Here is a 26,807-nt window from a genome sequence, read left to right on the forward strand (position 1 = left end):
GTCGATCTAGTTTGAACCTTCAAAGTTTTTAGTCCCACATGAGTGCCATAGACCCCAGTCAAAATAGAGATACACACCCCTCCCAATCCATAGGGTACACCGCCCAAAGATAGTAAAAAAAATCTATGGGATAAAAGATGCCAGAAAATGCACGATGAAAAAATGATTTCATGGATCAAACCCAGCCCGTGTCTTGAATGGCAAGAAAAAAAGGAGATGGATATCTTTATGTATTCTAAAAACAAAAAAATAGGTCTATGGACCCTGGCCACTACTCTCGGAATGTCCTTCCATCTGGCCGATTACACGAAGGCAGAAACCCATTCTGAAGGAGTCCAACCTAAAGAACAATCAGTAATACCGGAAAGCAGTACCACAAAGAAACCACCAACCCATAACACAAACCAAACACCCAACATGAGCTTGTCGGGATCACAAACACAAAAAGACAGCTCAGGAGCAGGGGGCGAGTCGAATAGTGAAAATAATCCAGGAAACAACAACCCAACGAAAACCAATCCGCACAATTTAGCCCAAGGACTTTCGGGAAAAAAAATAGACGCAACGATACAAGCACTCTCCGACCCCAACGTGAGTAAGGAAAAAAAGGAACAGCTGAAAAAGGATTTCAAAGCAGAGACAGGTTTTGATCTCAACGATTACGACAAGGATAAAGGTACGCTCGAGGTAGGATACGGAAAGGAAAAATACGCCCTTGAAGTGGATACCGAGACGAAAACCTTAAAGAAATTGGATATAAAGAACCTGGAAGATGGTGCATGGCAGTGCCAGATGAAAAAATGTCAGTCGGGAACCCTGTTGGTCCACATGTCGGGTGTTCCTAACCTAGTACAATACACAGCGGGAAACCCAGGTGTCATGACCCTAGTACCAGCGGCAGGACAGCATGGAATGGCAACACCCGTATGGGAACAAGAACAAAAGAAAGAGGGAGAAAAAAACCAACCATCCGTCGCTGGAAACAACAATCAAGCTCTCCCCAGCAAAGAAAGGAACGAGGACAAGATCCCCGCAAAAAGGGTAAGTAATCCCCCCCAACAAAGCAAAGGTGGAGCCATAGCAGCAGAAAAGACACCCGACACAGCAACCAGCATACCAACAACGATAGCCCTTTCCGCAGCCATGGCAACAATAGCTGGTATTTCCCTTTTCCTCTTCCGTCGTCGTAGGAATGCGATCACCAGCAGAAAACAAGGTTGAACAACCCTTCCGATCCCATACCTATACAAATCATGGATTGAAAATGTCATATGTAGATACACAAAGAGCGGCCCAATCCTATGGATGGGTCGCCTTTGATTTCCAACCATTCCCAGAAAATGCCGATAGAGGGAGGGGAAGGATATACCATGACAGATCCTCAACGAATCCATGCCCCGAGGAACACCACAAACGACCCACCGGAAAAAAGCCACGCCCATCGCATTTGGCCTCCTACATACGCTTGAAAAGATGGTATCATAACAAGTAACGTATCCCATGACCAGAAAGAAGAGGAGAAACGTGCGGCCATCATCCCCAGCAACTATTTTCCTTCTCACCCTGATCACCACCTTCCCGATGACCTCTGACAACGGTTATGCTCAACAACGGGCAACCATGGGAAACCCACCAGTCCCCGGGAAAGTGGAACCCATAGAAAAACAGGAAAAACAGCTACGAAACATCCTAGACGCCCTACAGAAAGAACCCTGCGGAAAGGACCCATCCCGCCTCACCCAGGAACAATTCACCACATGCCAACAAAGGGTTCAGAAGGCATACCAAACCTATGACGAACTATACACGTCCTTGTACGGGGAAAACGACCAGCTCATAAGCAAAACACCCAGGCTGAGGGAGATCATGGGACGAATGCCAAGATCGGCAGAAAAGGTAGCTCAACTACACAACAAATTTCCTCTATCTACCCCAGCCACGGCAGAAGCGTCACAGACACCCACCAGCAAAGGGGACACTACTACCGCACTCTCAAGCTACAGAGGACAACCCGGAACCATCCTAAATCATCTCCTTGCCCTATTCATAGGACTTGCCCTAACCGGTACAGCCGCTGCTTTTATGGTACTACGCAAACCCCGTACCCAAATGTCCTCCCCCCATAAGGACAACTCCCTATCGGGGTGAACACCCCGCATTGGGATCGATCACCATCGATAACACCCCCCTTTTACCCTTTATTTTGTCCACGGACGGCCGAACAACCCTGGGGTAACTGATACAGCCATTTTTGGAAAAAGTCCCGCAGATCCTTCCCAGACCGCGACTCCGCCAACTGAATGAAATCACAACCGGTTGCAATTCCATAACGATACCGATCACTGTACTCCTGCAGGATCGACAACAACGAGTCCATACCACCCACCTCGGAGGACAGGGAGAACATCATCGCCGCAGGTCGCAGGTACACCATCAAGGCATAAACGGAATCGGGATACCGGAGAATGGGTTCCGTCACGGCCAAACCCATTGCACGATGAACCTCATCAGCCCTCATAGAGGCCCGCCGCAAAAAGGCCATCCCATCCTTCTTCTCCACCTCGCGCATATAGAGAAATTCAGAAAAAGTGGTTAAACCCTCATCTACCCACGGTTCACGGGATTGATCATTACCCACCAAACCATACCACCACTGATGAGCCATCTCATGAGCCACCACATTCACAGCAGGCTCCCCTGTTCCTGTCCTCTCCTCCCCCATTTCTACTATGGAGGTAATCAACCCTGGATATTCCATACCAGCAATGCCATATCCCGCCTCACCCAGCACCACATCTACCTCATCCATCGTTTCATCACGATACGAACCAAACTTCTCACTGAAAAAACGCAAACTAGAGGCAGCGGCGCGGTGCAATACCTGCGCCGATTTCTTCATTTCCGGCCGATACCAGAGATTGACGCGTACACCATCCTCCACGCTCGTAAGCCCTTGATACTCCGAGGTAATCATCGCCGTAAAATCGCGGACACGCTGTTGTAAAACCGTTTTTGCCATAGTCCCATTGGATTCAGGATTTCTACCCGTAGAAACCACTCGATAACCCGATGGTATTTGGAACGAAACCTGGAAATCAGCCACACGTGTATAGAAGGGATCCCCCGTCGTAGTAAAAGGATCCAAATGCCATCCCTTTGGATCACGTACCGCCAACATCGGATACCACTGCGCCAAAAAGGCCGTTCCCCCATCCTGTGTCAAACGCATACCATGCTGCGGTATACGGAGATGATAATCCATCTCCACCCGCAACAAGGCATCCGATCCCCGCTGGGGCAGCGTCACCTGCAAAATAGTTGGATCCTCCAACAACCGTGCGGCTGCATCCTGACCGTTCACTTTCACATTGCGAACCGTTAGAAAGCCGGGCATCTCGGGCTTCATCAACTTTCCATATTTCCAATTATGAAAAACATTAGGGTAGAGACGAAAAAAAATCTCACTCCCCTCCGCCTCCGGGAGATCCACTGGCAAATCGAGCTCCATGTGACCCACCACATCGCGCTTCTCTGGAACATACGTAGCCGTGATTCGATACTTGGGTCGTGCAAAGGAAGCCACCCCCCTAGAAGCCCCCATACCAACGGGGGAAAGCAACGCCCCGAAGAGGAAACCAGCAACCATCATACCCAGGAGGAATCGCCTACACCATGGTCGTACGATCCTTCCATAGATCCATTTTTCCACACCCATCCTCTGCCCCCTCAACCACCCGATGTAGTACCGAATCGGATAGAAAAAATCCCGTCCCGCATAGGATGACCGAAGCCACAATTAAACATGACATTTTTTTTTTATAAAATACATTCCTACCCAGTACCTTCCGACCCTCATCATTGATCCCTAGCAGCCCACGAGATATAATGAAAAAGCTATCTATGATGTCCGACCCCATTCCCTTCTTGGTAAAACAAACCATCCCCGTGCACGAAACGATGGTTTGCACGGACCAGAAAAAGAGGCTACAATGAAAACATTCATGGATCATGGAGTCGTAATCCAACATTGTTTTTTTATTTTTTTACATAAATAGTAATAGATAGGACAATTCCGCCCTCATAAAAAACAATAGAAATATTATGTATAGCTTTGAAAAAGCATAAAAACCCCCTGTTTGGAAGAAACATCCCAAAGCAAGGGGATTCATAGACGGTAACAGAAACCCGCACACCAGGCCAACCCATGGGCAAACCTTGTCCCTCGGTTCACTCGAGAAAGTCTTTCAATTGTCGGCTCCGGCTTGGATGACGCAGCTTACGCAACGCCTTCGCCTCAATCTGGCGGATACGCTCCCGCGTAACGCCAAAAACTTTACCCACTTCCTCCAATGTACGGGTTTGCCCATCGTCCAGTCCAAAGCGAAGCCGAAGAACGCTCTGTTCGCGTGATGAGAGCGTATTCAAAACACCCTTCAGCTGGGTCTTCAGCAACTCATAAGCAGCTGCATCCGCAGGGGCCTTAGCATCGTCGTCCGGAATAAAATCACCTAGGTGAGAATCATCCTCCTCACCAATCGGTGTCTCTAAAGAAACCGGCTCCTGGGCGATCTTCATAATTTCACGAACCTTCTCCGGTGAAATGCCCATCTCACAGGCAATCTCATCGGGGGTAGGTTCGCGTCCATACTCTTGCAAAAGCTGACGCGAAATGCGTATCAGCTTATTGATGGTCTCCACCATATGCACAGGAATACGAATCGTTCTAGCCTGATCCGCAATGGCACGGGTGATAGCCTGTCGGATCCACCAGGTGGCATACGTACTGAACTTGTATCCCTTACGATAATCAAATTTCTCCACCGCTTTGATCAGACCCATGTTTCCCTCTTGGATCAGATCAAGGAAAAGCATCCCGCGCCCTACATAACGCTTTGCAATACTCACCACCAGGCGAAGGTTGGCCTCCGCCAAACGGCGCTTCGATTCCTCATCACCCTCCTCAATCTGCTTTGCTAGCTCTACCTCCTCCTTCGCCGACAACAGGGATACCCTACCAATTTCCTTCAAATACATCCGCACAGGATCATTGATTTTGACACCCGGAGGAACAGCCAGATCATCGTTACTGAAGACCTCCTGACCAGCCGCTACATCGGGCACAATTACATTGAACTCCTCATCACTATTGACCACCTCGATCCCCTGCTCATTCAGTAGCTCAAAAAAATCGTCCATCTGATGAACGTCCTGTTCATAGGGACTCATACGCTCAATGATATTCTTATAGGTCAATACACCATTCTTTTTCCCTGCTTCAATCAACTGTTCCTTGATCTGATCTAGTTTCTCTTCCAGTGTCCTATCCGTACTGGTTTCCTTCGCCAATTTCCCTTGCCTCCTTCGAATACCCCCATTAGTTGTTCCTCTTCTTGCCCCACTGATTGGAAGGAGGGCTCGGCGCTGTTGAAACATACCCCACTTGGGTCGTTTTCTGTTGGGCCATCCGCTGCCGCTGCAACTCGACCCTTTGGACTAACAGCTGTAGAGCTTGATCCGTGTTACCCTTTCTCTGTTGGGAACGAAGATCCTCCTCGTTCTTCTCGACCGCACACAACAGCGGATGAACACGGAGATGATCCAAGCAATCGTACAAAACGCGATCCGCAGCACCCGGAGGCACTTCCAAACTCAGTAGAACCTCTGCTTCCTTTTTCAACACAGGGTCATGCCTCTGTAGTTCTTCCAGGAAGACCTTGGGGTCCTCCTCCGCCTGTTCCCCCGCATAATAGGCATACAGGTGTGCAGCCAGGGCAGCATGATCATCCGTGGGGAACCCGTCGCCAACCCATTGCTGCACCCAAAGCGTAATGGAACGACTACGCATCATCATACTGAGCAACAAACGCTCAGAGGCCTTCATACGTGACCACAAATACGATTTTTTCTCCCCTTTTCCCCCCCCATCACTACCATAGGGAGAAGGCGAGGGAGGCATTCCCCCTGTGGGTTTAGAAACCCGTGGCCGAAGAGACCTGGAATGGTGTACCCTCTCCCATTCGCTCTGTAAATCCTCCTTCTGTATAGAAAACTCCTCGGATAGGGCACGCAAATGATGCTCTCGTTCCATAGCCGTCGCATCCATAAGAACTTTCATCGCGCAATGCAAATACTGGTAGCGATCCACCTGCTGTGTCAAATCATACCCCCGTCGCAAGGCCCGTAAACGAAAGTCGGTCGCGCTGATGGCCGTTTGCAAGACCTCATGAAGCGCCTCCCCGCCCTTTGTACGTACCAGCTGATCAGGATCCATCTGGGCGGGCAGGACAGCCACCGTCATCCAAGCCCCTGCCCGCCGCAACACATCCATACTCCGTAGGGTGGCCCTTTCACCCGCCTCATCTGGGTCGTAGGCAAGAACCACACGGTCTTGCAGACGGCACAATTTGCGTGCTTGCGCATCGCTGAGTGACGTACCCAGCACACCAACACCATGCCGGATCCCCGCCTGCCAAGCCGTCAGTACATCCATATAACCTTCCAATAACACAACCCGCCCCGCGGTACGGATGGATGTACGGGCACGATGCCAGTTGAAGAGATGTTCCCCCTTTTGAAAAATAGGAGAGGACACACTGTTCAAATACTTGGGTTGCCCATCCTCTTCTCCCGGTAAGCTACGTCCACCCAGCCCCACCACGCGGCCCTGTGCATCATGAATAGGAATGATCAGCCGGTCCACAAACCTCTCCTGATCATGAGGCGTCAACAATCCTAACGTACGCAAGGGAGCCAATGAAAAACCGCGCCGCTGGAAAAATGGAACCAACAGGGGTGTACAACCTGAGGCAAAACCCAAAGAAAAAGCAGACACTGTCTCCCACGCCAACTGGCGCTCCTCTACGTAGGCACGCGCCCGAACGGCATCATCAGAGGGTGATCGCAGTAAACACTGCTGATAGAGGGCTACTGCATACTGCAACGCAGAACGGAGCTCCGCTTGCTCTCCCCCCTGCGGACGGGAAGACGTACCCCCCTCTGCCCCCTGGGGACCTACAGGAAATCCTTTTCCCCCCCCCACCAAACGTTCACAAGCCTCCGCTGTAGAGATCCCCTCCATCTCTACTAAAAAACGGATCGCATCCCCACTCATACTGCAACCAAAACAGTAAAAAAACTGCTTAGTGGGGGACACGGTAAAGGAGGGTGTTCGTTCCGCATGGAAAGGACAGAGACCGAACCACTCCCGACCCCGGGGTTCTATCCTCACATAACGGGCCACAACCTCCACAATATCCACCTGGGACAGAATCCCTTCCCGCCAATTTCTCCTACCATCCCCGGCTGTCACCCTTCTTCCTCCCTCCGTTCTCCGGCTTGCTCCCCTTGGGCAGGAATAGTAAGGTCCTTGCATAGGACCCGAACCAGCCGATACAATGAAACTACCTTGTGGACCCTTTTCATCCACCAGGAATTCAGGGGCGGAAAAAGACCGCCTAACCCCTTGACAAAGGCAGTTACTCCTATCTTAGAATCCTTTTTACAAAAAAATACCCACACCGACAGCTTGATTCGTAATTTTTTGCCTGTCCCACCCTGCGGAACCACAACGGGGCTTGTCCCTGTCCATGACTCCATCCCCCCTAGACCCGAGGACAGGGGGGATGCGAAAGGGCTTTGTCACAAAACTCCCCTGATGGCACACAAAGCCGACACGCACACTGCGTGGGAACCCCCACTCCTCCCCCTTGCCCATATCAAACCTTTCTTCGCCCTACCTGAAGATCCCAGCGGTCCCATAGGGGCAGGATGTGACCCCCGTCCCTCCTACTATTCCCCGGACATCGTAGCATCCCACTGTTCCATGAACATCTTCCTGTTGGTATGGGACTGAATAGCCAATTCAATCAATTCCTCCACACACCGACCGAAAGCCAGACCCTGTACGGCCCAGAGTTCCGGATAAATACTACAACTTGTGAATCCAGGTAGGGTGTTGATCTCACTCAAGAGAACAGCACCCGTTTTGGTGTGCAAAAAAAAGTCCATTCGGGCCGTACCCGTGATCCCCAAACTACGATAGGCGCGCAGTGCAATCGCCTGAACTTCCTGCTCCACAAGACGGGAGATATCCGCAGGGGCATGGAGACGATGTTTTTCCTCCTGGAGCTTCGCCTCATAGTCATAAAACTCATTGAAAGCAACAACTTCCGCAATGGCAGAAATTCTAGGCTCTTGGTATTCATTGCCCAACAAGGCAACAAACAATTCACGAGCTGGAACGGCCTCCTCCACAAGGACCTTGGTGTCATAACGGAACGCCCGACACATGGCTTCGATCAGCAACTCACGATTCGCAGCACGGGAAACACCAAGGCTCGAACCCCCAGTGGCAGGTTTTACAAAGACAGGATAAGAAAGCCTATCCTCAATATCTGCATATACCTTCGCCCAACGGGTCGTATGCTCCTGCCGACAGGTTTGTAAAAATTGACGATCCAACACCCCTGGGAAGAGATCGGACCACCGATAAACCACGTAAGGGGCCTGCGGTATGCAGTTCTCCGCACAGATCCGCTTGGTAAAATCTTTATCCATACAAATCGCGGAGGACAACACCCCCGCACCTACGCAAGGGATATCGAGAACCGTACAAAGCCCCTGCACAGTACCGTCTTCTCCATTGGGTCCATGCAGAGCGGGAAAAACCACATCGACCTTCTGGTCCAACAAAATCGTACCGGCAGAAGAAGACCCCTTCACGGTCCCCCCCCCATCCCCATGATTCGGTGATGGCCTGAGGACACGCAAAGCAGTTTCACCATCATGCCAATTTCCCTGTTTATCAATCCATATGGGTATAGCTGCAAAACGTTCCTGATCCATAACCTCAACTACGGAGGAAGCTGAAACACAGGAGACCTCATGCTCTGGCGAACGACCACCGAACAACACGGCTACACGCAATGGGTTTCTCATAAAGCCATCCCCCTCTGAGATGTGTCCACTTCCACCATCACTCATCCCCTGTCAATATGCACCAGAGACTCTCCCTGTCCCGTGAGGACCGGACCGAAAAGGGAAGTACAGGGACTTCCTTAGACAGAACCAAGGTTTTTCGTATGACGGCAATATGGTGTCCCCAACGCGTTTTAGAAACCCGATCCGATTTGGTAGCTACAATGACAACAGACAGGCGATACCGCTCAGAGAGAAATTCATACGCCATCCTATCCGAAGCCATCGGCGGATGACGAAAATCAATCAGTTGCAAAACCCCACGCATACGACGAGCCGTCCCAGACCCCACACATGCCTCAAAATAGGAAACCATCAAACGATCCCAACTATTCTTTGTACGCCGATCAACACGGGCAAAACCATAACCGGGCGTATCTACCAGACAAACACGATCCCCCATCTCATAAAAATTGATCGTTCGTGTCCTACCCGGCTTCTTGCTCACATAGGCCAAACGACGCCGACACACAAGGTGGTTCAACAGGGAGGATTTTCCTACATTGGACCGTCCCACCAACGCCCACTCGGGCAAAACAGACAGAGGAAACTGCTGGGGCGCAGCAGCACAGGCCACAAATTCAGTCTTTCCTCGCATGATAGGGGTTCCTCGTCAACGTAAGACGCAATACATCATCCATATGCGTTACGGGAATCATCTCTAGATCATCACGTACACTTTCGGGTATTTCCTCAAGATTCCTCTTGTTATCCTGGGGAAATAGTACACGAGTGATCCCAGCCCGATGGGCACTCAAGGACTTCTCCTTCAACCCCCCAATGGGGAGAACGCGACCACGCAGAGTGATCTCACCCGTCATCGCCACATGACGTGAAACAGGAATACCCGTAAGAGCAGAAACCAACGCGGTGGCTATCGTAATACCCGCTGAGGGGCCGTCCTTGGGAATGGCTCCCTCCGGAACATGAATATGAATGTCGTTATGTTCATGAAAATCCAGATCCACCTGTAGGGCCTTAGCACGGGAACGAATATAACTGAAGGCTGCCTGCGCAGATTCCTTCATCACTTCCCCCAACTGCCCTGTCAAGGTAAGTTTCCCCTTGCCAGGGAAGAGGGAAACCTCCACCGATAGTGTATCCCCACCTTCCTCGGTCCAAGCCAGGCCCGTCACCAGACCCACCTGGTCCGTTTCTTCGGCTTGACCATAACGAAACTTAAAAGCACCCAAATAGGATTCTAAATCTGGACCCCGAATGATTTCCTTTTCTCTATTCCCCGCCACCAGCTTACGTGCAACCTTTCGACAAAGTGTACCGATCACACGCTCCAGATTGCGAACGCCCGCCTCCCGCGTATAGTAACGGATAAGCTGAAGGAGCACTTGATCCTCTATTATCATATTCTCTGTGGTAAGCCCATGCTCTTTTATTTGCTTAGGAACCAAATATTCCTTCGCGATTCGATCCTTCTCCAACTCCGTATATCCGGAGATGTAAAGAACCTCCATACGATCCAGTAGAGGCCGAGGGATATTATGAACGGCATTCGCCGTAGTAATGAACATCACACGCGAAAGATCGAAAGGTATCTCAATATAATGATCGCTGAAACTATGATTCTGATGAGGGTCCAACACCTCGAGCAAAGCGGAACCGGGGTCACCACGAAAATCCATCGACATTTTATCGATTTCATCCAGGAGTACCACGGGATTGGCCACCCCCGCCTGCTTCATCCCCTGAATGATCCGGCCTGGCATGGCACCTACATATGTACGCCGGTGACCACGAATTTCTGCCTCATCCCGGACACCACCTAAGGACAGACGTACAAAGCACCTCCCGACAGCTCGTGCTACCGAACGGGCCAGGGAGGTCTTTCCCACCCCCGGCGGGCCCACCAAACAAAGGATCGGTCCCTTCAATCGCTTGACCATCTTTCGAACGGCAAGATATTCAAGTACCCGCTCCTTGACCCTCTCAAGGCCATAATGATCCTCATTCAGCACCTGCTCAGCCCGCTCCAACGACAGATCATCCTCCGTAGTGTTTTCCCAAGGGAGCCCCAACAACCACTCCACATAGGTACGAACCACACTACCTTCCGCCGAACTCGTCGGGATCTTCTCGAAGCGTTCTAACTCCTTCTCCACCCGCTCGCGTACTACATCGGGCGCCTTCAGGTCCGCCAACTTATCGCGTAACTCATCAATCTCACCAGCACGTCCCTCTTTTTCACCTAGCTCGCGCTGGATGGCCTTCATCTGCTCACGCAAATGGTATTCCTTCTGCGTTTTCTCCATCTGACGCTTGACACGGGTCCGGATCTTTTTTTCTAACTCAAGAACCTCGCGTTCGTCATTGAGAACACCCAACAATCGATCGAGACGTTCGCGTACATCAACGATTTCCAACATCGCCTGCTTGTCAGCAATTTTCAGCGGCAAATGAGAGGCAATGACATCCGCTAATCGGCCTGGATCCTTCATATCTGCAACAGACTGGTACGTATCGGCCGATAACTTCTTGGACAGTCGTAAATACTGCCCAAAATGCGTGAGAACAGCCCTCATCAGGGCCTCTGTATCCACACCACCCTCATCCACATCATCCACCAGACGATACCGCACCTCATACTGATCCTCACGGGCAAAAAATTGGACAATCTCTACCCGCTTGATACCCTCCACCAACACACGAATGGTTCCATTGGGAAGTTTTAACATTTGCCGTATTCTTGCCATTGTGCCTATCCGATAGATATCCTCTATCGTCGGCTCCTCCACATGCACCTCGCGTTGGGTCGCCAAAATAATGCGGCTATCATCCACCATCGATTTCTCCAATGCCTGAACAGACCGCTCCCGTCCCACATCAAGATGCAATACCATAGTTGGAAAAACAAGGAGTCCACGTAAAGGCAACAAAGGCATAACATTCTCTTCTCCCTGGGTAGCCATATCGCACCTCCACCGCTCTCGCGTCGGGATCCTTGTAAAGCATGTATGCACCTAGCTAGCAGCAATTCCTATCCTGATCCATGGGTTATGTGGTATAAGGAAATCGGTTTCCCAACCCCCCATGCAATGTCCTTCAAAATTCCATGATCCCCTTCTAGGATAACCCAACCCAACGGTATCCCATGCCCCAGGAGGGAAAACACCATCCCTCCATCACCACAAGGAGAAAAAAGCACCTGCAACCAGCAGATGCTGTAGAAAAACTGCCTCAAGCGCTTTCTTCCTTCTTTTTGTTGAGTACACGCCCATCGCGGGAGATCAACTTGGGCGGCACGTTGTACAAGACCGTATCCTTGGAAACAACACAACGGATGACGTCGTTACGGGAAGGCAGATCAAACATCACATCCAACATGATACGCTCAATGATGGCCCGCAAACCCCGTGCCCCCGTTCTACGTTTGATTGCCTCTGACGCAATGGATCGCAGGGCTTCTGGTTCAAACGTGAGCTCCACACTGTCCATCTCCAAAAGCCTCGTATACTGTTTCACTAAGGCATTTTTCGGCTCCTGCAAGATGCGCACCAGCGCCTCCTCGTCCAACGGTTCCAACGTAGAAATGACAGGCAAACGACCCACAAACTCCGGAATGAGACCGAATTTCAAAAGATCCTCGGGCAAAACCAATTTCAGATATTCCCCGGGACGCGCCGCCCCTTCCTGTCCGTCCGTACTAAAACCAATCACTTTCTTACCAATTCTCCGCTTGATGATATTCTCTAACCCATCATACGCCCCACCACATAGGAACAATACATTGGATGTATCGATCTGTATGAATTCCTGATGAGGGTGTTTTCTCCCCCCCTGCGGCGGCACACTGGCCACTGTACCTTCCAAAATCTTGAGCAAAGCCTGCTGGACTCCCTCACCCGAAACATCACGCGTGATGGAAGGGTTCTCCGATTTCCTTGCCACCTTATCAATCTCGTCAATGTAAATGATCCCACGCTCAGCCTTCTCCACATCATAATCAGCCGCCTGAATCAACTTCAGGAGGATGTTTTCCACATCCTCGCCCACATACCCTGCCTCCGTAAGGGAGGTAGCATCCGCAATCGCAAAGGGCACATTGAGGATCTTTGCCAACGTCTGCGCTAACAAGGTTTTCCCACTCCCGGTGGGACCTACCATCATAATGTTACTCTTCTGCAACTCCACATCATCGGACTTCTGCGGGGCATTGATCCGCTTATAATGATTGTACACAGCCACGGAGAGCGAACGCTTCGTATGATCCTGCCCAATGACATACTGATCAAGAACCGAACAAATTTCCCTTGGTTTGGGCAGATCACACAAATCCACCTCTTCGTCACTGCCTAATTCTTCCTCCATGATCTCATTGCACAAAACAATACACTCATCGCAGATATAAACCACAGGAGGACCTGCCACTAGCTTCTGCACCTGATCCTGCGTTTTACTACAAAAGGAACACTTCAACTGTTCTTTTCCATCCTGAAACTTGAACAAGGGAGACACCCCCTCCTTCATCTACAGCCCCCAGAGGAACGCACATACAGGAACCCCCTGATCGTATTCTCCCTACGTACAGAAAAAATACGCACCTTCCAGGTCCCCTACCAATGGAACCACATATTCTCCTGCCACTCATTGGCCCTCTGGTTTACACAATCCCCTATCCACTCAACAAAACCCTGCTCACTTCGGCCCGCGGGACCGTTGTGGAGCAACCACCTTGGCAATTACCTTATCTATGAGACCATACTCCTTAGCCTCGTCGGCCCCCATAAAAAAATCGCGATCCGTATCTTTCTCGATTCTCTCCTGCGGCTGTTGGGTACGTATGGATAAAATCTTATTGATTCGCTCGCGGGTTCGTAAAATCCAATCCGCGTGGATCTTGATATCGGAGGCCTGCCCCCGCGTTCCACCGAGCGGCTGATGGATCATCACTTCACTATTGGGTAGAGCATACCGTTTTCCCTTCTGCCCAGCCGCCAACAAAAAGGCCCCCATGCTAGCCGCCAACCCTATACACATTGTGGACACATCAGGCCTGATGAATTGCATCGTATCGTAAATTGCCATACCAGCGGTCACCGAACCACCTGGGGAATTTATGTACATATGAATATCCTTCTCAGGATCCTCTGCCGCCAAAAAAAGTAACTGTGCAATCACAAGGTTAGCCACGTGATCATCGATGGGACAACCAAGAATAATGATCCGATCCTTCAGCAAACGGGAATAAATATCATACGCACGCTCGCCACGGCTCGTTTGTTCCACAACCATAGGAACAAGCTGCATCCCGTTACCACCTCGCTTCCCCTATCCTTATGATCCAACCGACGATTCCCCATCCACCGGAATTTTCCCAGGATGATCGCTAATCGACAAGAGCCAGTCGACAGCCCTGTCCATCCCTTGCTCTGTTTCCTCTCGTTCCTTCTCTTCCTCCCCTTCGTCTCCAAAAAATCCTAAGGCATCTGCAAGAAAATAGAGAAACACATTCTGACGAGCCTTTTGCTCTGCCACAGGTATCAGTTGCTCCTTCAGATCATCCATTCCACTCTTAGTAACTTCCAGGTACTCCCTTATGGAAACACCCACCACACTCAATCGCTTTGCAAACATCCTCCATAAATCATCCAACCCGGACTGAATCAAACGATTCCAATCCACCTGCAAGGAGGAGGCTTCCACCTCAGAAAACCATCGCTGACTAGCCTCACGAACCGCAAGATTTTCCAGGGTCGAGTTGTAATCCCTTATCCTTTTCACCTCTAAATCCTTACGAATCTTCTGCCGCCACTCGCTCACCGTCTCTACCTCAGCAACCTCATTCGCCAATTCGTCACTCAAATCAGGCAACTCAGGACGATCAGCACCCACGACATCAACAATCGCCGCTACCCACCGACCTGCCAATTCAACAGCCGGGTGTTCCTTAGGGAAATGGAGAACATGCGTATCCATCTCCCCCACACTCTGACCCAGAAGACCCCTCTCTAAATCGCACACCATGGCCCCTTTACCCACAATAAACTGCAAGGGTCCTAGGCGATTCCCCTCCTCCCCTTCCTCCGGGGACGAACGGGGGGGGGACAACTCCTCCTCCTCCTCAGACGACGACCGCAGAGCAACCTCCGCCTCGTTCACCTTCTCCTGCAGATCTACCCCCTGCAGAATCTTCTCCTTACCCTCCCTCCCTAGACGCGAGGCGACCCCCTCATCTATGATCTCCCAATCCAATTCTCCCGAGTCCGATGGCCTCAGTTCCAGTTCTACCTCGCCTTCCCCCTCAACATCAATGGTAATTCTCGGCACATTCCTAGCCATAAGACCCAACATGGACTGGGCCCCCCGCCGTGCCTCCTCCTCCGTATCAAAGTCATCCATTGCCACAAAACTGATCTTTACCCTATCCCCTGCCTGAACCGTTTCCCCCTTGACAAGGGAATGCCAGGTGGCATGGGCTAAACGAAACTCCTCCACAACACGATCCACGTCCTCCTCCGTAACCTCCAGGGGTGGATCTAGCTCCACAGAAACACCCTGACAGGCCTCAACGATCTTCTTAGCGGACGGAACCATCACATCCGAGGAGGGGGCACTACCGGACTGGGTCGACAAACGAATCCGATAATGAAACGGCTTTCCCTTTTCCAAGGGGGAATCATAGAGGTACTGCTGATCCACCTCGGCACTCTCGAGCTCTATACCTCTCCGTTCCACAACCTCGGCCACGGCCTCATTGCCGGTACGGTCGACGAGATGATGCTTGGCCTCCGTTACCAAGATGTCCTTGCCAAAACGGGCCTCAAAAATAGCCTGTGGCGCCCGTCCGGGCCGAAAACCGGGTATGAGATACTTCCGCCCCACCGTCGCCACAGCCTGCTTGAAGGCCTCCTTCACAGATTCGGCACCCAATTCCACCTTCACAAATCCCGCTGAATCGTCGATTCTCTCCCAAAGCGTTTTCACCATAAATCCTTCCCCTCCAGATGCTGATACGGCAAGTGCTGAGACGTCCACAACAAAAAAGCCCTCGCTCCTGTGAGACGACGGAAAAACCCACCCCGCTCCAACGGGCACCCAGGACCTGCAATGGCCGCCTCACCGTAACAAACCAAACCAGCCCTCCGCTGCAAAAATTCTCCACCACAAAAAGAAGGGGCCAAACCTCCCTACGCCATTATACGCTTCCCTTCCATAAAGTTCAATACACGCAACCCTTTCATAAACCCACACTTCCTCCCTATCCTAGGGCACGTATCCAACCCCACCACAAAGCAAACATCCCAGGAGAGATTCGAACTCCCGACCCACGGCTTAGAAGGCCGTTGCTCTATCCAGCTGAGCTACTGGGACAAGAAAAGTACCCACGCCAACCTCTCCACATTATAGCGGAAGGATCAGTACCAGCGCAATAGCAACCCATGTTTCCCGCGCATCCTTCTTGTACTCACTTCCCCCACCCACCTACCGGGGGGCATCACGGAAAAAAGGATGTGCGGAATCAGCATACAATATGGATCTTTGGGTGATGTGCCGGAGGGGAATTTTCCATACGTGTCGATAGGTCGACTGATCCAAACGCACAAACGCACACCCAATCGCCCCCTTCCGCCAAGTGAGCACGGCATAGGTGGGGAAAGGAACACAACGGGGCCGAGACAAACTACCCGGATTGAGTAACAAACGCCGCTGTACAACACCCAAGAAGGGCTGATGGGTATGCCCAAAACAAACCAGGATAACCTCCTTTTCCACCGCCAAACGAACTAGAGTACGCAAACTCTTTTTGACACCCTGTTGATGGCCATGGATCACCATACCCCTCCCAAACGGCAGGGAAAGGAGTTCCATTTCCTGAAATGGCAACCGATCCTGATTCCCCCGAACCACCACGGCATCAGCAAGCGCCGCGGAAAACACCTCGGCGTCCCCACAGTGAATCACCAGATCCACCGGAGCCGCCTCCTCCCGTGCCCTCATCACCAAATCCTGCCGACCATGCGAATCGCTCATGACCAAAATCCTCATTCCATTCTCCCTCCCATAGAAGCCAACGATTCCTTCCAATGTTGGGAAAAAGCCCGTAGAACCTGCCCACGATGACTCACAGCCAAACACTCCTCCCGTGGAAGCGAAGCAAACGTGGCCCGCAAGGGTGGATAGTAAAAGAGGGGATCATAACCAAAACCGTCTAGACCCAGGGGCTCCCGCAGCAGAAAGCCATGACAAACACCGTGCATGATCCAAGCCCTGGATCCAGGGCGGTAGAGGGCCAGAGCACAAACGAACGTAGCACAACGAGCCTCTCCATGAACATCCGCTAGAGCTGCCAATACTTTCTCACAATTTTCCTCATCCGTGGCCCCCTCACCCGCATAACGGGCGGAAAAAACACCCGGTTGCCCACCAAGTACAGGAACCACCAAACCCGAATCATCCGCTATCACCACAGCCCCCAATGCTTCCCCTATCGTTTTCGCCTTAAGCCACGCATTCTCTGCGAATGTGGTTCCCGTTTCCTCTACCTCCGGAAGGGGTGCCGTACTAGAACCCAGACCCCGAATGGGGAGGGAAAGGGAACCCCGCAGATATTCCTGCACCTGCTGGAGTTTCCCATGATTATGAGTGGCAAAAACCAACGAAGTAGGGGAGCCTCCCCCATCAGAACAAGAACGCTTGTCCGCCGTCATATCTCATTCACCCCACCATCACGCAGCCCCTCTTCCCTTACCCCAACGATCCTTATAATTTGCCGATATATTCAGCATCTTCCCCTAAAACTTCCTTTTGAATATGAATCAATTCACGGATCCCTTGCTTTGCCAACTGTAGCATAGACTGCAATTGCTCACCCGTAAAGGGAGTCTCCTCCCCTGTTCCCTGGATTTCTACAAACTGCCCGCTTCCTGTCATAATCACGTTCATATCGACTGCCGCTGCTGAATCTTCCTCGTAGCAAAGATCCAGATACAATTTTCGATGGACCATACCCACACTAATGGCTGCGAGGAAATCGAGAATGGGAAGGGTACGAAGTACCTTATTGCGCACCATGGGAACTAACGCATCCACAATGGCCACAAAGGCACCCGTAATCGCCGCTGTCCTAGTCCCCCCATCAGCCTGAATGACATCACAATCCACCCACAAAGTTCTCTCTCCGAGGGCCTTCCGGTCAATCACCGCACGCAACGAACGCCCAATCAGACGCTGAATCTCCATGGTCCGACCGCCCTGTTTACCTCGAGTTGCTTCCCGTGTCGTACGAACCCGGGTAGCTCGGGGCAACATAGCATACTCTGCCGTCACCCAGCCGCGCCCTGCGTTGCGTAAAAACAACGGTACGCGTTCCTCCACAGTAACCGTTGTGAGGACACGCGTCTTACCAAGCCGTATGTAAACAGAACCCTCCGCCGCGGTAACATAACCCCGTTCCATTTCGACAGAACGAATTTGCTCGCAAACACGACTATCCAATCGCACGCCTTGGCCCCCCATCAAGTACCTCTCGTCTTTCCCCACGAGGCGTTCGAATTCATTAGGATTGTGAAACAGGGTAGGTACGCTGTCCACCTCCCAACTCCCGACCATTAACAGTAATTTTTACCCTCCGCTGTGGCGTATTCTCCGCCAAAGAAAATTGAATCGCCTGTATAGCCTCACGAGACGCAATCCCTTGGGGATGGTAGTTCAGTAACCGTTCATCGAAATCCACCACGGCCCCATTCTCTTGCAGCGTTACCTCACGTACGCGCATATCGATATCCACCGCATTGACCAGTTGGGAATTGGGCTGGGGTCCTTGGACTAGCTGCTCCATCACAGCATGGAGTAACTTACGACCATCCTCCACACGTGGAATCATTCTCGTCACAGGAACGTAATACGTATGTTGACTTTGCCGATCCTGACTAAGAAAGTAGAGAACAACGGGTACACCCTCACCGGGTCGAACCCCTAGGATCTCCTCCATGTTGATGCCCACATTCGTGCGCGTCAAATGCTGTGTGGGGGTTTTTTGCTTCGGCATCACCCGCAGAGGCTCTCCCTCTACGGACAGATTCACCTCCCGCACTTCCGGGAACCCAGTCAATGTCCAAACCAACGCACTCAACATATTTTTTTCTTGCCCAGCAGGAACCTGCAACAACTCCCTAGAAAAGTTGACCGTCGCTACGCCCTCTGCCACATCAACCCCGAACACCCGCACCCCCGCCGGAAGGGGAAAACGAAATTCTGTGGGTAAGGACGAAGTTTTAACCGCTTTCCCTTCCTCGTTTTCCCCCGGTGGAACGAGCCATTGAACGGCCTCCTGGAGGGAGGATGAATCCGTCCAAGGAACCTGGTAGGGAACAACGTAACCCTCCCCTGAGAGAAAATAACCCTCCATCCTACGAGTACGGGACGTACGAACATTCGTCGTTCCCCTGGCCCCCTCCATACCCATCGCACGGGTCCCCTGCCCCCGGTCTACGGATGCGGACGGCTGCCCATTTTCGGGAGGAGACACGGAGGCTACGGTGGCCCTAGGGTCCGCATCCCTGTCCTTGAGCCAGGCGGCCTCTAAACTGGCCGGCGGAGGATCAATCCCGTCCACCTGCTGTGTGGAGGAAAACATGCTCTCACAACCCGATAGGATCCATGGTAAACATAAAAGGGGGATGATCCGCCAAGTCTGTCGCATTCCCCATTCCTCCCCGTTCCAGAATTGTACCATTCTGCTTTACTCGCCCTACTATACGAGCTGTATGGGGGGAATATCCCTGTCTTTTACCTTCTCCTAGGGTACCGCTACCTGAACGTCCTGCTGCAACCAAGCCTCCGCAAGCCGACGAAAATGTTCCGGATTTTTCGTCACGAAAAATTCATGGGCGGGTTCCTGATCCGCCGCTAGTTGATCGCGATGTTGCAGAATAGAACTGAGTTCCGTTGCCGTTTCGGCCGCGGAACTAATCACCGCCACATCGGGTCCAACAACGCCCTGGATCACCGTTCCCAGCAAGGGATAATGGGTACATCCCAGAACAAGGGTATCCATAGCCCGCATGAGCAGGGGCTGCAACTGCATTTCCACGAGGGAAGAGGCTTCCGGCGATGTGTGACGATTTTTCTCCACCAAGGTAACAAAAGAGGGGCAAGCCAGTGTATACACACGCAGACCGGGATGCAATGCAGACAAAGCACGTTCATAGGACCCACTTCGAATCGTACCCGGCGTACCAATGACGCCTACGCAGCCACATCGTGTGGCTCTCACAGCCGCCCTCGCCCCGGGCTCAATCACACCCAAGACAGGAATATCTACCCTAGCACGGATCGCCGCCAAGGGGGTGAGTGCTGTGGCCGTGTTGCAAGCAATCAACAGGGCCTTGAGGGGACGGCGGAGCAAAAATTCTACTGCTGACAACGTCAAATCCCGTACTTCCTCCATAGGACGAACGCCATAGGGACAGTGGGCCGTGTCACCAAAATAACGGATCGGTTCACGTGGCAACTGACGAAATAACTCCCGAACGACAGTCAACCCCCCTGCCCCCGAATCAAAGACACCTACAGGACTCGCCCTCAGGTCCACGCCGGGCCCACCATCCCCCTTATCTTGCCTCATTTTGCAGTTTGAGAATGAACTTCACGACATCCCCTATGCGGCCCTGTGTAGCATCAGCAACATCGAAATAGGAACGCACGTTACCCTCCTTGTCCATGACGTACAGATTATTGGAGTGGAGGACCCGCGAGGGCAAAGGATCTACAGACTCTTTGGATTCTGTATGATCTCTACGATTCTTATGATTCTTGTGATCCGCATGCCCCCCTTGTCCCCCCACCGGTGTATTGTTTTGTACATCTGCATGAAAACCCTCTTGTGCAAAAGCCTGTAGGTCTGCAAAAGGATAATCACTCACCATGCGCAACGACCTCTTTGCGGGTTCCCCTTCTTGATACCTCCGTAACACGGCCGTCGTATCGTGGGCAGGATCAACAGTAAAAGCAACCACAGGAACCCCTTCCAAACCAGCTGTACTCAATTCCTGTTTCAGTCGAACCATCGTTTGGGTGATGATGGGACAACTGTCGGGGCAGCGAAGGAACATAAAACCCGCGACCCAAACCCGCCCCAGTTGCTCTGAGGTTCGAAAAGTCCTCCCCTGGGAATCTGTGCCCTGAAAAGGGGGAACCTTCCAGCCCGCACCCTTATAATCCTGCATACTCCCCTGGGGGGACACCACCGGGGATGAAGTTTTCCTCTCGGGAGAGGGAGACGAGGTACAACCCCCCAGGACCGCTATCCATCCGATCCCTAGACAGGCAATCATCCACTTTCTACGCGTGAAGCCATCCTCTGCTGTCATGATTGCACACTTCTTTCCTGTAGTACTTGCACCAGGGGGGAAGCTACACGCCAAATATCCCCCGCCCCCATAACCAACACCACATCCCCCGGCCGAACGATGGATGACAACACCTGCACGGCCTCAGAATGGTTATACACTAGCTGCGTAGCGGCATTACTAGTTCGTACGATATCCGCCACTAATCGTTCCGAGGTAACACCAGGCAAGGGCTGCTCACCGGGGGGGGCATAAATGGGGGCAATCAAAACCTGATCTGCTAGAGCAAAACTGGCAGCAAACCGATCCATGAAAAGGGCCGTTCTCGAATAGCGTTGCGGTTGGAAGAGAACAATCAGTCGCCCGGAGGAGGAACGACCGCCTTGCCACTCCCTGGTAGCCTGTAGGGTGGCCTGGATCTCCGTTGGATGATGAGCATAATCATCGATGACAACGACCCCATCCCCTTCCCCGATCAGTTGGAAACGTCGTTTCGCACCAGAGAAATTCTGCAATGCAACCGCAATGTTGGGAAGGGATAATCCCAAATGCAAACAAACAATCGCCGCAGCCAACGCATTCGCTGCATTGTGAATCCCAGGTTTTTTCAACGCAAGGGTGCCTAGGGTCTGGTGATGATGAAAAATCTGAAAACCGATTCCATCCGGCATAGAAATAGGCTGATGAATCACATAATCGGCCGGGGAGCGCGCAGCATACGTAACGACGGGACCCTCTACTTCATGAACCAGGGAACGGGTATGTTCGTCATCCACACAGAGGACAGCCAAACCATCCGGATCCATTTGGCACAAAAACTGGCGATAAGCCTCCCTCAATCGGGAAAAATCACCACCATAGTTCTCCAAGTGGTCGGCCTCGATGTTCGTAATCACCACGATGTGGGGGTAATAGGCAAGAAAGGTACCATCACTCTCGTCCGCTTCGGCCACTACATAGGCTCCCTTACCCGCCCGCGCATTGCTCCGTAAACCTACCACTTCCCCCCCAATCACATAGGTCGGATCAAGACCGCATAGCACCATGGTTTGGGCAATCATCGCCGAGGTTGTGGTTTTGCCATGGGCACCTGCTACGGCAATCCCCCTTCGGGCGTTGAGCAAACGAGCCAAAAGCTCCGAACGATGCAATATGGGGAGATTCATCGCTCTGGCCGCCTGAATTTCCACATTTTGCCTTGTAATACTGGAAGAATAGACCAATGCATCGGCGTTCCCTACATTCCCCGGAGCATGACCTATTTTCACCCGCGCACCACGTTGGAGTAAACCCTGCACTAGGGCATTCGATTCAATATCGGAACCCGTCACCTCAATACCCGATTCTAACAGAACACGAGCTAAGGCGCTCATACCATAGCCGCCGATCCCTACGAAATGTACCCGCTTCCACTCCACCGTAACCACCCTCCCTCCTATGCAAAATCCCCAGGAATCACCCCAACAAGAGGAAAACACTCTCGCCCATCATCCATCCACACAATGAACCCACATCGCTCAGCCTGATTTCCTTTCATGAATCCGATTTTCTACGAAGAAAAACTCATTCCCTGTTCAGAAATCCATTGGGAACGAACGACAGAAACCAAACGGAGCGAACCTGTCACGACGAGATGGCTATCGGCCGTGGCGTTCCAACGCCAAGCCTCCACAGCCCGAGCGGCCGAATCATAAGCAACGACGGGCAATTCAGGGATAAGATCCCGAAAAAGGGCCGCCAGGGCATCAGCCGAATGGAAAGGGCGTTCGCTGTTCAAACTGGTCGTCATGATGCAATCCGCTGCAGAGGACAACCCTAGAAAGGAATCGATAGGCTTATGACAGGGAAAGGCGAGTAACCAAGTTATGGAGGACGTCACCCCCATCTCCCGTAAGGCAGAAAGCAGGGCCTCCACCCCAGATCGGTTGTGTGCACCATCCAACCAGATCGTGGGTCGATGCGTAATCCGTTCCAACCGCCCCGGAATCGGCGGGGCGTGTAGGAGTCCATATTCGCAAGCAGGGTCCGGTATCCTCCACCCATATCGGTCACGCAACAGCTGAAGAACCCGTACTACGACTCGGGAATTCTCGCGTTGGTAGCCCACCATACGGGATGCCAAGGGGCTGTCCTTGGGTCCGTAAAGGGGTGCTTTCTCCTCCCTAGCTCGTTCCGCTAGGACCTGTTGCGCAACACCTGGCAACGCACCGACAACGACAGGGACATGGGGTTTGATGATACCCGCTTTCTCTCTTGCGATCTCCTCTAGTGTCTCCCCCAAAATCTCTATGTGGTCATAATCAATCGTCGTAATTACCGATAGCAAGGGAAGTACCACATTGGTGGGATCCAAACGACCCCCTAATCCCGTTTCCCAGAGGATGAGATCCGGTGGAGGAGAGAGTTGGGAAAAATACCGTAGGGACACCAGGGTCCAGGAAGCAAAGAAACCCAGGGAGTGCTCCCGAATTAGGGGGCATGACCTTCGCCAGTGGTACAGGCATTCCTCTGCAGGAATAGGAAGGCCCTGCCACCGAATGCGTTCATTCCACAAAGTAACGGCAGGGGAGAGAAAGAGACCCACCCGGTAGCCCGCCTTTTGCAGAATCGCCGCCAAAAAAATAGCAGTGGACCCCTTTCCATTCGTACCTGCTATATGTACAAATCGAAGGCGCTTTTCCGGATGACCCAACGCCGTCAACGCAGCACGAAGGGGCTCCAAGCCCATCTTCGGTGCTGTTGTACCCTGACAACGCTCCCATTGACGCTGGATTTCAATAAATCCCCCCACCGATTCATGGTATGCCAAGGACCTCCGAGATGGGGTGGGGTTCATTTTTCCCCGATCTCCCGCAGTAGGGTCTGTACCCTTTTCCACTGAACATGGTACTCGGCCCCCTTATCCTGCTCCACTTTCACAATCTCAGCGGGCGCACGATCGATGAAGGCACGATTGCGCAATTTTCTCTCCGTACGTTCCACCTCAGCCTGCAGCCGGCATGATTGTTTCTGTAGGGTTTGCACTACCGATTGGCGGTCGGAAACCGACAACTGGAGGCGCAACTCCACACCCCCCGTCAAGACGACGGTCAAGGCGCGTTTCCATTGTTGCTGATCCCCCCTACAGGGGAAAATTTCTACTTTGCACAATCGTTCCATCATCATCTTCTCTGTGAGGAAAAAGGAACGACCCGTGTCTCCCTCGGGTACAAGAATTTGCAGGGGAAAGACCTTATGCGGCGGCAAACCGATCTCCTTCCGCAGGCTACGCACCAGACGAATCGCTACCAACATTTCATCCATTTGCTCGGCGATCCTCTCATTCTGCCATTCCTTCTCTACCCGTGGCCAGGCCGTAACCGCCAAGGCCTTGGCCATCGGGGGACTCGATGGGGGCAGGTGCCGGGCAATTTCCTCCGTGATATGGGGAGCAAATGGATGTAAAATTCGCAACAGGGTATGCAAGGAATGGGTTAGTATACTCCCGACCCGTCGACGACGGGCAGGATTTTCGCTTTGACAACATTCCTTGACTGTTTCTATATAAAAATCACAGAAAAAACCCCAGAAAAATTGCTCAATCGTACGCAGGGATTCGTCGAAATGGTACAGCTCGAGTTGCTTTGTTGCATTCTCGACGGTCCCCTGCAGGTAATGGAGAACCGCACGATCCGGCAAAGTCAGTAGATCCGAGGTAGGCTCCAAGGGTACGGGATCGTGTACATCGGCTTGCATGAGGACGAAGCGGGCAGCGTTCCATAATTTATTGGTACAATGACGTGCATGCAGCATCCGTTCCTCACGGAAGCGACCATCCTGACCCAGGGTATTGCCGGCTACCAAGGCCATACGGAGGGCATCGGCACCATGCTCATCGATCAATTCCTCGGGGTCAATCCCATTCCCTAGGGATTTGGACATTTTGCGCCCCTGCGCATCCCGTATGAGTCCCGTAATGAGAACATCGGCAAAGGGAATCTTCTCGGTGAAACGTAGGGACATGAAAATCATCCGTGCCACCCAGAAGTAAATGATATCATAGCCCGTAACCATCACCTGGGTAGGATAGTACCTTTGGTAATCTACGGCTTTCTCATCGGGCCAACCCAGGGTAGCAAACGGCCATAGGGCCGAGCTAAACCATGTGTCGAGCACGTCGGGATCCTGACTAAGATGCGGGGACTGGCATGCGGAACATTGCTGAGGCTCTTCCATAGCTACATTGATTTCCTTACAATCCGCGCAATACCAGGCGGGAATGGGATGACCCCACCACAATTGCCGGGACAGGCACCAATCGCGAGAATTCTTCACCCATTGCAAATAGATCCGCTCATAGCGTTCCGGTACGAAACGCACCCCCTGCCCGCCCTCCTGGGCCCCCTGTGCCTGCGCCGCTAGTTCCCGCATACACAAAAACCATTGTGTCGACAAACGGGGCTCCACAATGGCCTGGGTGCGCTGGCTGTGGCCCACAGAATGAACATGAATTTGGGTACGCACAAGGGTGCCCTGATTCTGTAGATCGCTCACCAAACGGCGCCGACATTCTAATCGGTCGAGACCCACATAATCACCAGCGGCCTCCGTCATGATACCCCCTTCGTCTATGACCGTAGGCATGGGTAGATTGTGACGCTGACCGACGGCAAAATCATTGAAGTCATGGGCCGGTGTAATTTTCACCACCCCGCTTCCGAGGGTGGGATCCGCTATTTCATCGGCCAGGATGGGAAGGGTTCGATCCGTCCCCGGCAGGTGCACCCGCTGTCCAATGAGGTGTGTGTAACGATCATCCTTGGGATGAACAGCAACGGCAACGTCACCGAACATCGTTTCGGGACGGGTGGTGGCAATCTCTACACATCCCTCCTGACCTACCAAGGGATAAACGAGAAAGTAGAGATGGCCCCGGAGTTCCTTATGTTCCACTTCGATGTCGGACAGGGCTGTCCTTGCCACAGGATCCCAGTTGATAAGATAACGACCGCGGTAGATGAGACCCGCATCGTAGAGTTGTACGAATACCTTTCGGACTGCGGCAGATAAATCAGGATCCAAGGTGAATCGCTCACGTGTCCCATCCAGGGAAAGACCCAAACGACGCCACTGCCGACGAACCTGGGCGCTGTAGGACTCCTTCCATTCCCAGAGACGCTTCGTAAAGGCCTCGGGACCCAATTGTTGGCGCGTCACTCCCTGGGCTTGCAGAGCAGCCTCTACCTTCAGCTGGGTGGAAATCCCTGCGTGATCCATACCAGGTAGCCATAGGACATCTCTCCCCACCATACGCTGCCAACGCGCGAGAATATCCTGTAGCACGTTGTTCAGGGCGTGGCCCAGGTGCAGGTTTCCCGTTACATTCGGTGGGGGGATGGCGAGGCTGTACGGTTTCTTCGGCGAATCCGGGTTCGCTACAAAACATTGCTGTGCATCCCAGAGATCGTGTGCCCTCGCCTCCACCTGCCCGGGATGATAGGAGGCAGATAAATTCTTCCGATCTTGCACAACTCCCCCGCCTTTCTC

The 26,807-nt window shown here is 52.3% G+C and carries 23 protein-coding genes and 1 tRNA gene; 2 read left to right on the top strand and 22 right to left on the bottom strand.

The window, feature by feature from the left end; translation table 11 throughout:
* Positions 1 to 228: 228 nt before the first annotated feature.
* Together PPRES148_RS03880 and PPRES148_RS03885 are read left to right on the top strand one after the other, a co-directional pair.
* Entirely contained in the window at positions 229 to 1,221 is a 993-nt protein-coding gene (locus tag PPRES148_RS03880) for a hypothetical protein (protein ID WP_149453323.1), read from the top strand.
* A gap of 303 nt (positions 1,222 to 1,524) precedes the next feature.
* A complete protein-coding gene (locus tag PPRES148_RS03885) occupies positions 1,525 to 2,148 on the top strand; it encodes a hypothetical protein (protein ID WP_149453324.1) in 624 nt (207 codons plus the stop codon).
* Between the two features lie 43 nt (positions 2,149 to 2,191).
* On the opposite strand, the gene PPRES148_RS03890 is transcribed toward PPRES148_RS03885, so the two are convergent.
* From PPRES148_RS03890 to PPRES148_RS03995, 22 genes are all read right to left on the bottom strand, one after another.
* Positions 2,192 to 3,715, bottom strand: coding sequence for a M1 family metallopeptidase (locus PPRES148_RS03890; RefSeq protein WP_149453325.1), 1,524 nt, complete (start codon positions 3,713 to 3,715; stop codon positions 2,192 to 2,194).
* A 512-nt stretch (positions 3,716 to 4,227) separates the two neighbouring features.
* Entirely contained in the window at positions 4,228 to 5,346 is a 1,119-nt protein-coding gene (rpoD, locus tag PPRES148_RS03895; protein ID WP_246142891.1) for an RNA polymerase sigma factor RpoD, read from the bottom strand.
* Positions 5,347 to 5,374: 28 nt separating this feature from the next.
* Positions 5,375 to 7,309, bottom strand: a complete 1,935-nt coding sequence (gene dnaG / locus PPRES148_RS03900; RefSeq protein ID WP_187820554.1) for a DNA primase — start codon at positions 7,307 to 7,309, stop codon at positions 5,375 to 5,377.
* A complete protein-coding gene (locus PPRES148_RS03905) occupies positions 7,306 to 7,596 on the bottom strand; it encodes a hypothetical protein (RefSeq protein WP_149453328.1) in 291 nt (96 codons plus the stop codon). The genes dnaG and PPRES148_RS03905 overlap by 4 nt, the downstream gene beginning before the upstream one ends.
* A gap of 192 nt (positions 7,597 to 7,788) precedes the next feature.
* Positions 7,789 to 8,937: a D-alanine--D-alanine ligase family protein gene (locus PPRES148_RS03910; RefSeq protein ID WP_187820555.1), complete on the bottom strand. Its 1,149-nt coding sequence runs from the start codon at positions 8,935 to 8,937 to the stop codon at positions 7,789 to 7,791.
* Positions 8,938 to 8,974: 37 nt separating this feature from the next.
* Positions 8,975 to 9,574, bottom strand: a complete 600-nt coding sequence (yihA, locus tag PPRES148_RS03915) for a ribosome biogenesis GTP-binding protein YihA/YsxC (protein WP_149453330.1) — start codon at positions 9,572 to 9,574, stop codon at positions 8,975 to 8,977.
* Positions 9,558 to 11,900, bottom strand: a complete 2,343-nt coding sequence (lon, locus tag PPRES148_RS03920) for an endopeptidase La (RefSeq protein ID WP_149453331.1) — start codon at positions 11,898 to 11,900, stop codon at positions 9,558 to 9,560. The genes yihA and lon overlap by 17 nt, the downstream gene beginning before the upstream one ends.
* Before the next feature lie 68 nt (positions 11,901 to 11,968).
* The gene (locus PPRES148_RS03925; protein WP_149453332.1) at positions 11,969 to 12,172 is read right to left on the bottom strand and encodes a hypothetical protein; all 204 of its coding nucleotides are present in this window, start codon (positions 12,170 to 12,172) and stop codon (positions 11,969 to 11,971) included.
* Positions 12,169 to 13,437: an ATP-dependent protease ATP-binding subunit ClpX gene (gene clpX, locus PPRES148_RS03930; RefSeq protein ID WP_149454223.1), complete on the bottom strand. Its 1,269-nt coding sequence runs from the start codon at positions 13,435 to 13,437 to the stop codon at positions 12,169 to 12,171. Before clpX ends, PPRES148_RS03925 begins: the two co-directional genes overlap by 4 nt.
* A gap of 189 nt (positions 13,438 to 13,626) precedes the next feature.
* Positions 13,627 to 14,238 (bottom strand): ATP-dependent Clp endopeptidase proteolytic subunit ClpP, encoded by a 612-nt coding sequence (gene clpP / locus PPRES148_RS03935; RefSeq protein ID WP_149453333.1) that lies wholly within the window; start codon positions 14,236 to 14,238, stop codon positions 13,627 to 13,629.
* A gap of 27 nt (positions 14,239 to 14,265) precedes the next feature.
* Entirely contained in the window at positions 14,266 to 15,918 is a 1,653-nt protein-coding gene (locus PPRES148_RS03940) for a trigger factor (protein WP_149453334.1), read from the bottom strand.
* Entirely contained in the window at positions 15,912 to 16,082 is a 171-nt protein-coding gene (locus PPRES148_RS03945; protein WP_223127942.1) for a hypothetical protein, read from the bottom strand. Before PPRES148_RS03945 ends, PPRES148_RS03940 begins: the two co-directional genes overlap by 7 nt.
* Before the next feature lie 146 nt (positions 16,083 to 16,228).
* A tRNA-Arg gene (locus PPRES148_RS03950) sits at positions 16,229 to 16,302 on the bottom strand.
* A 111-nt stretch (positions 16,303 to 16,413) separates the two neighbouring features.
* A complete protein-coding gene (locus PPRES148_RS03955) occupies positions 16,414 to 16,962 on the bottom strand; it encodes a YfcE family phosphodiesterase (protein ID WP_187820556.1) in 549 nt (182 codons plus the stop codon).
* A gap of 11 nt (positions 16,963 to 16,973) precedes the next feature.
* Positions 16,974 to 17,639 carry an RdgB/HAM1 family non-canonical purine NTP pyrophosphatase gene (gene rdgB, locus PPRES148_RS03960; protein ID WP_149453337.1) on the bottom strand — a complete coding sequence of 222 codons (666 nt, stop codon included), beginning with the start codon at positions 17,637 to 17,639 and terminating at the stop codon, positions 16,974 to 16,976.
* Between the two features lie 52 nt (positions 17,640 to 17,691).
* A complete protein-coding gene (gene rph, locus PPRES148_RS03965; RefSeq protein ID WP_149453338.1) occupies positions 17,692 to 18,432 on the bottom strand; it encodes a ribonuclease PH in 741 nt (246 codons plus the stop codon).
* A gap of 55 nt (positions 18,433 to 18,487) precedes the next feature.
* Positions 18,488 to 19,633: a GerMN domain-containing protein gene (locus tag PPRES148_RS03970; RefSeq protein ID WP_223127943.1), complete on the bottom strand. Its 1,146-nt coding sequence runs from the start codon at positions 19,631 to 19,633 to the stop codon at positions 18,488 to 18,490.
* Positions 19,634 to 19,729: 96 nt separating this feature from the next.
* Complete coding sequence (gene murI, locus PPRES148_RS03975; protein ID WP_149453340.1) at positions 19,730 to 20,557, bottom strand: glutamate racemase; 828 nt, start codon at positions 20,555 to 20,557, stop codon at positions 19,730 to 19,732.
* Positions 20,544 to 21,302 (bottom strand): SCO family protein, encoded by a 759-nt coding sequence (locus PPRES148_RS03980; RefSeq protein WP_223127944.1) that lies wholly within the window; start codon positions 21,300 to 21,302, stop codon positions 20,544 to 20,546. Before PPRES148_RS03980 ends, murI begins: the two co-directional genes overlap by 14 nt.
* On the bottom strand, positions 21,299 to 22,699 hold the full coding sequence (gene murC, locus PPRES148_RS03985) for a UDP-N-acetylmuramate--L-alanine ligase (RefSeq protein WP_246142893.1): 1,401 nt from the start codon (positions 22,697 to 22,699) through the stop codon (positions 21,299 to 21,301). Before murC ends, PPRES148_RS03980 begins: the two co-directional genes overlap by 4 nt.
* 131 nt (positions 22,700 to 22,830) lie before the next feature.
* On the bottom strand, positions 22,831 to 24,117 hold the full coding sequence (locus tag PPRES148_RS03990; protein WP_149453342.1) for a bifunctional folylpolyglutamate synthase/dihydrofolate synthase: 1,287 nt from the start codon (positions 24,115 to 24,117) through the stop codon (positions 22,831 to 22,833).
* The gene (locus PPRES148_RS03995; protein ID WP_149453343.1) at positions 24,114 to 26,789 is read right to left on the bottom strand and encodes a valine--tRNA ligase; all 2,676 of its coding nucleotides are present in this window, start codon (positions 26,787 to 26,789) and stop codon (positions 24,114 to 24,116) included. The genes PPRES148_RS03990 and PPRES148_RS03995 overlap by 4 nt, the downstream gene beginning before the upstream one ends.
* Positions 26,790 to 26,807 lie beyond the last annotated feature (18 nt).

Source organism: Pasteuria penetrans (assembly GCF_900538055.1).
GTDB classification, from domain to species: domain Bacteria; phylum Bacillota; class Bacilli; order Thermoactinomycetales; family Thermoactinomycetaceae; genus Pasteuria; species Pasteuria penetrans.